Annotated in this window: 6 protein-coding genes and 1 pseudogene; 5 read left to right on the top strand and 2 right to left on the bottom strand. The window is 63.7% G+C overall.

Features of this window, described 5'->3' with window-relative positions; translation table 11 throughout:
• Positions 1-100: 100 nt before the first annotated feature.
• The gene (locus EOA79_RS28530; protein ID WP_067003322.1) at positions 101-1,162 is read right to left on the bottom strand and encodes a GTP-binding protein; all 1,062 of its coding nucleotides are present in this window, start codon (positions 1,160-1,162) and stop codon (positions 101-103) included.
• A 358-nt stretch (positions 1,163-1,520) separates the two neighbouring features.
• On the opposite strand from EOA79_RS28530, the gene EOA79_RS28525 reads away from it, so the two are divergent.
• Positions 1,521-1,991, top strand: coding sequence for a MarR family transcriptional regulator (locus EOA79_RS28525; RefSeq protein WP_095824423.1), 471 nt, complete (start codon positions 1,521-1,523; stop codon positions 1,989-1,991).
• Positions 1,992-2,048: 57 nt separating this feature from the next.
• Here EOA79_RS28525 and EOA79_RS28520 read toward each other — a convergent pair whose 3' ends face one another.
• Positions 2,049-3,017, bottom strand: a complete 969-nt coding sequence (locus EOA79_RS28520) for an AraC family transcriptional regulator (protein ID WP_128293504.1) — start codon at positions 3,015-3,017, stop codon at positions 2,049-2,051.
• Positions 3,018-3,050: 33 nt separating this feature from the next.
• Between EOA79_RS28520 and EOA79_RS28515 the strand changes: the two genes are divergently transcribed.
• The 4 genes and pseudogenes from EOA79_RS28515 to EOA79_RS28500 all read left to right on the top strand — a co-directional run.
• Positions 3,051-3,458, top strand: a complete 408-nt coding sequence (locus tag EOA79_RS28515; protein WP_127335279.1) for a DUF2000 family protein — start codon at positions 3,051-3,053, stop codon at positions 3,456-3,458.
• Positions 3,459-3,797: 339 nt separating this feature from the next.
• Positions 3,798-4,682: a DMT family transporter gene (locus EOA79_RS28510; protein WP_164748277.1), complete on the top strand. Its 885-nt coding sequence runs from the start codon at positions 3,798-3,800 to the stop codon at positions 4,680-4,682.
• A 60-nt stretch (positions 4,683-4,742) separates the two neighbouring features.
• Entirely contained in the window at positions 4,743-5,765 is a 1,023-nt protein-coding gene (locus EOA79_RS28505) for a LacI family DNA-binding transcriptional regulator (RefSeq protein ID WP_067324144.1), read from the top strand.
• Positions 5,762-6,114, top strand: a pseudogene (locus EOA79_RS28500) (2-hydroxyacid dehydrogenase); the annotation flags it as partial. The gene EOA79_RS28505 and the pseudogene EOA79_RS28500, both read left to right, overlap by 4 nt.

The following is a 6,114-nucleotide window of genomic DNA, read 5'->3' as shown; positions in this document are numbered from 1 at the left end:
AGCTGGAACACCCCTCATCCGACCGAGCTTCGCTCGGCCACCTTCTCCCACAAGGGGAGAAGGAAAGTAGGGGCAGCGCTAACGCCTGAAAGTCCGGAAATCAAGCCGCCTGGCAAGCTTCAAAACTCTTCCTGAGGCGCTCGGCGTCGAGATCGCGGCCGATGAAGACCAGCCGGCTTTCATGCTTCTCGCCGTCCTTCCAGGCGCGCTGGTGGTCGCCTTCGAGGATCATGTGCACGCCTTGCAGGACATAGCGATCCTCGTCGCCCTTCAGCGCGATGATGCCCTTAAGCCTGAGGATGTTCGGCCCTTCCATCTGGGTCACCTTCTCGATCCAGGGGAAGAACTTCTTCGGATCCATCTCGCCGCCGCGCAGCGAGACCGACTTCACCGTGACATCATGGATGTCGGAAGGATGGCCGTGGTGATGGTGATCGTGCCCGTCGTGATGATGGTGGTGGTCGTGATCGCAATCCGGACCGCATTCATGGTCGTGATCGTGGTCGTGCGCCTCGAGGAAATGCGGATCGTTCTCCAGCGCGCGTGACAGGTCGAAGGCGCCGCGGTCGAGCACTTCGCCGAGCGCCACACCGGCGCGCTGGGTGCGATGGATCCTGGCCGCCGGGTTGATGGCGCGGATCGTCGCCTCGACCTTTTCGAGCTCTTCGGGAGTGACGAGATCGGTCTTGTTCAGCACCACCACATCGGCGAAGGCGATCTGGTCCTCGGCCTCCTTCGAGTCCTTCAGGCGCAGCGGCAGGTGCTTGGCGTCAACCAGCGCCACCACCGCGTCGAGCTTGGTTTTGGAGCGCACATCGTCGTCCATGAAGAAGGTCTGCGCCACCGGCACCGGGTCGGCCAGACCAGTGGTCTCGACCACGATGGCATCGAAACGGCCGGGCCGCCGCATCAGGCCCTCGACGACGCGGATCAGGTCGCCGCGCACCGTGCAGCACACGCAGCCATTGTTCATCTCATAGATTTCCTCGTCGGATTCGACGATCAGATCGTTGTCGATGCCGATCTCGCCGAACTCGTTGACGATGACCGCGTAACGCTTGCCGTGGTTCTCCGACAGGATGCGGTTGAGCAGCGTCGTCTTGCCCGCGCCGAGATAGCCGGTGAGAACGGTTACGGGGATCTGCGTCTGTGCATCGCTCATGGCCTGCCTCGAAAAATCTGTGCTCGAAGGATTTGTCGGCCCTCATATAGGACGTGAGCCGCGCTTTTGCACGCGCCAAACCGATGGGCCAGCCGGTCCCGATCGGGGCAGCCGCAGTGGGTTAAAGGAACAGGGCAGCCGCACGGCATCAGAGCCCCTCCGGGATGTTCCGCTGTGAATGCCGGCGGGCCAAAAGTCGTTTGTCATCTAACTGAAATAAACATCTGGCATCACCTGCGCGGGCAACGCAATGCTTGCCGGCAAAGTGTTTGCAGGCCGGACTCGTTAAATCGTCATTTGCCAGCCGCCGGACAGCCTCTATGCTGCCCGCGCCGGTTCGGCCGAAGAGGGAATGACCATGGCCAAGGCGGACAGAACGGCGACTATGAACCGGCTGCATTCGGCAGCGCGGCTGGCGCGCACGGCGCTTGCTGCGCGCCTTCTGGCACATGGCTTCTACGCCGGCCAGGACCAGATCATGCTGGCGCTCGACCGCGAAGACGGCCAGACACCCGGCAATCTCGCCGACAAGCTCGGCGTACGTCCGCCGACGATCACAAAAACCATCAACAGGCTGCAGGCGCAGGGTTTTCTCGAAAAGCGCGCCTCCAACGCCGATGCCCGCCAGGCCCATATTTTCCTCACCGGCTCCGGCCGCGAAACCATCCGCGCCATCGAGAAATCGGTCAAGAAGACCGAGAAGCAGGCGCTAAGGGGTCTCGACAAGAAAGACCAGAAGGCGCTGTTCAAGCTGCTCGCCCGCATCGAGGCCAACCTGTCGAACGAGGCCCTGATCCTCATCGACGACGACGCCGAGCTGGATGATTAACGAGCGACGCGCAGCGTCGTCTCGAGGACGCGTGAGCGCGATGCGCAGCATCGTCGCTTAGCCGCTGGGCGTTGGTGACCACGAGCGACGCGTAAGCGTCGTCTCGAGCGACCCAAGCGCGATGCACAGCATCGTCGCCTCAGGCACCACCAAGCATCGGCTTGGCGGAAAGGGCGACGACGCTACGCGTCGCGCACCAGCGTCGCCCAGCGTCAGCCCGAACGCCTTCTTGAAATGCCGGTTGAAATGGCTCTGATCGCTGAAGCCGGCCGCAACAGCTGTTTGGGCAAGCTGCTCTCCCGCTTCGATCATGCGTCGCGCCCGCTGCAGCCGGCGCATCAACAGGAAGCGATGCGGGCTTGTCGAATAGGTCGCGCGGAAATGGCGCGACAGCGCGTAGCGGTCGAGGCCGGTAACCGCCTCCAGCTCGTCGGAGCGCACCGGCCGTTCAGCGTTTTCTTCGAGATAGTCGCGGGCCAGCGCGGCAGCCCGCCACGCGATTTTTCCCGCTGATTTTGCCGGCTGTCCGGCATGGCGTTTCAATTGCTGCGCCAGCTGCGCGATGAAATCCGCCACGAACAGGTCGTCGAGTTCCTCGGTGAGCGGTGTTAGCGCCGACAGCAGCGTGCCGCGCAACTGAGGGTCGCTCACCACAGCATCCTTAACGAAAGGGAGCGGCGAACCGTGGAGGCAGTCAAGCAGCAGCGACGGCTCGAGATAGAGAATCCTGTAGCGTAAGCCGTCCTCGGTGCCGGCGCCGCCGTCATGCAGTTCGTCGGGATGCAGCACGATCACCTGGCCGGGCACGCTGTGCCGAAGCGCGCCGCGATAGTGGAAGCGCTGCACGCCGTCCAGCGTCACGCCGATGGCGTAGGTGTCGTGGCGGTGCAATTCGAAGGCATTGCCGTGGAAACGCGCCTCGATGCGCTCGAGGCCCGTGGCACCGGGCGCCGAAACGATCCGGTCGTCCTCAGCGCACGAACGTTCAAGACCTCCCAGCGCCTCATTGCCTAGATCGTGCGCCATGGTCCCTCATGCACATCCGGGAGAAACATTTTGGTGTTCGATACGAAATTTGCAATGGTCCTCAAGGAAGATCTCGCCGTCTGGCAGAAGCTCAACGTTACCGCTTTCCTGACCAGCGGCATCGTCGCGCAATCTCCTCAAATCATCGGCGAGCCCTATTGCGACCGCGCCGGCAATCTCTTCAATCCGCTCTCGGTCCAGCCCGTTATCGTGCTGTCGGCGGACGAGCCGACGCTTGCTGCGATCCACCGCCGGGCCCTGGAGCGCGGCGTGACGACATCGGCCTATGTCGAGGAGATGTTCTCCACCGGCCATGACCTGGCCAACCGCGCCGTTTTCGCCGAATTCGCGCCGGACGACGCCAAGATCGTCGGCATCGCGCTGCGCGCCGAAAAGAAGCTGGTCGACAAGATTACCAAGGGCGCCCGCATGCATGCTTGACCCTCGGGGAGGATGCTCTTGGTGGCTGATTGACCATTCGTCCGGACGACGTCGCGCACGTTCGAGATTGGCCGCGACCTCCCTGCTTCGTCAGCCTGGGGTCTGCGCGCGTCGCGTCGCTCCTTGCTCCGCCCGGGCGGACGAGCAAGGAACGTTCTGCTGATCGCCAAGGCACTGCGCTCTAAGCCTGTCGACACGTCTTGTTGGGCCAGTCGCTTTTGGCTTGCCGGCCGGCGGCGATTGCCGCAAAAGGGTGGCGTCTACCTCTCCTCCGGCCCGATTTTGAGCGTTCCCAAAAATCACGACGACAGCGCGACGCCGCCCGCGGCGATGCTGTTGATGCTCTGCGTCTATGTCTGCTTCACCTTTCTCGACACCTCAAGCAAATATCTGGTGCTCGCCGGCGTCTCGGCGCTGATCGTCGCCTGGGCCCGCTTCATCGTGCATGTCCTGCTTGTCGGGGTTTTCCTTCGCGGCTGGCGCGAGCCGTCGCGCTTCCGCGCCAATAACCTGCCGGCGCACATTCTGCGCGGATGTCTGCTTTTCGGCTCGACCATGTTCAACATCCTGGCGCTCAGGACGCTGCAGCTCGCTGAGACCACCTCGATCTATTTCTTCGGCCCGATGGTGATCACCGCATTGGCCGGCCCGCTGCTCGGCGAGTGGGCGGGCTGGCGGCGCTGGCTGGCGATCCTCACCGGCTTCGTCGGCGTCCTCATCATCACCCGGCCCGGCGTCGGCGTGTTCGGCATGGGCCATCTCTTCGCGCTGGGCTCGATGCTGTCGAACTCTTTTTACGTCATCATGACCCGGCGCATGTCGTCGACGGAGACATCCGAAAGCCTGATCCTGTTCTCGGCGCTGGCGCCGGCGGTGCTGCTCCTGCCCATGCTGCCCTTCTCATTGTCCCTGCCGCAGGACGGCTGGCACTGGGTGATCCTTTTGATGCTCGGCGTCTTCGGCGCCGGCGGCCATTGGCTCCTGGTCCAGGCCTATCGCCTGGCGACGACGACGGCGCTCGCGCCTTACCCTTATTCGCAGATGATTTGGATGATCATCTCCGGCTGGCTGATCTTCCACCAGTTTCCCGACCGCTGGACCCTGCTCGGGGCGGCCATCATCGTCGCCAGCGGCCTCTTCATCATCCACCGCGAGCACAGGCTTCGCTTGCACAATTCCGCTTCCTTGGACACGGAAGCCGAGGGCTTGGCAAAAAAACTTTGATTTGCCCTCGATCGATGGCATAAGCCCCATTTAAACAGTTTAAAGGCCCGGGGACCAAGGCTGGCACAGAAGATCAAGCTTTCGACGATCGCGGATGCGCTTGGCGTGTCCACGGCAACGGTTTCGCTGGCACTGCGCGACAGCCCGCTGGTCGCGGGGTCGACGCGCGAGCGCATCAAGGAGCACGCGCGCGCCATCGGCTATATCTACAACCGACGGGCCGCGTCGCTCCGCACTTCGCGCTCCGGCATTGTCGGCGTCGTCGTGCACGACATCATGAACCCGTTCTTTGCCGAGATCCTGCGCTCGATAGAAAGCGAGCTCGACCGCAGCCGCCAGACCTTCATCCTGTCCAACCATTATGACCAGCTGGAAAAGCAGCGCACCTTCATCGACACGCTGCTGCAGCTCGGCGCCGACGGCGTCATCATGTCGCCGGCCATAGGCACGCCGGCCGAGGACATCATCATGGCCGAGGAAAACGGCCTCCCGGCGGTGCTGATCGCGCGCACCGTTACCGGCGCCGACGTGCCGGTCTTCCGCGGCGACGATGCCTATGGCACGGCACTCGCGACCAACCATCTCATCTCGCTCGGCCACAAACGCATCGCCATGATCGGCGGCACGGACCAGACCTCGACCGGCCGCGACCGCTACCAGGGCTACGTCAACGCCATGGAAGCGGCCGGGCTGGAGGTGAAGCCGTCCTGGCGCATTCCTGGACCGCGCACCAAGCAGGCCGGTTTCGAGGCTGCAGGACAGTTCTTGGCGCTGAAGGACAAGCCGACCGCCGCCTGCTGCTGGAATGATCTGGTTGCGATCGGACTGATGAACGGCATCGCGCGCGCCGGTCTGGTGCCGGGCGTCGATATCTCCGTCACTGGTTACGACGACCTGGAGGAGGCTGCGATAGCAACGCCGGCCTTGACCACGGTCTGGAATGGCCAGCGCGAGGTCGGCCGCCGCGCCGCCAGCGCGCTGCTCGACAAGCTGAACGGGCAGGCCGTGCGGCCGTCGCAGGAATTGATCAAGCCGGAGCTGCACGTACGCCAGTCCACCGGCAAGCCGGTGGAGCGTCAATGACACAGACAGAAGCGAAGTCGCCGGTCGCCGTCCTGGTGCCGGGCCGTTTCAACGACCATGCCATCGGCCGGATCGACCAGGCGTTCAAGCGCGTGCGGATCGAGCGCGCCGATCCGTCGCTCGTCACCGGCGAGATGCGCGAGAGCGTGCGCGGCATCGCCTCCTTCGGCGGCATCAGCGCGGCCATGATCGACGCGCTGCCGAATCTCGAGATCATCGCCAATTTCGGCGTCGGCTATGACTCCGTCGACGCTCGTCATGCCGCGACCCGCGGCGTCATGGTCACCAACACGCCCGACGTGCTGACCGAGGAGGTTGCCGACACCACCATCGGGCTGTTGATCAACAC

Origin of the sequence: Mesorhizobium sp. M1A.F.Ca.IN.020.03.2.1 (assembly GCF_004023205.1) — a bacterium.
Taxonomy (GTDB): Bacteria; Pseudomonadota; Alphaproteobacteria; order Rhizobiales; family Rhizobiaceae; genus Mesorhizobium.
Note: the sequence above shows the minus strand (reverse complement) of the source record. Positions and strands in the feature narration are given on the sequence as shown.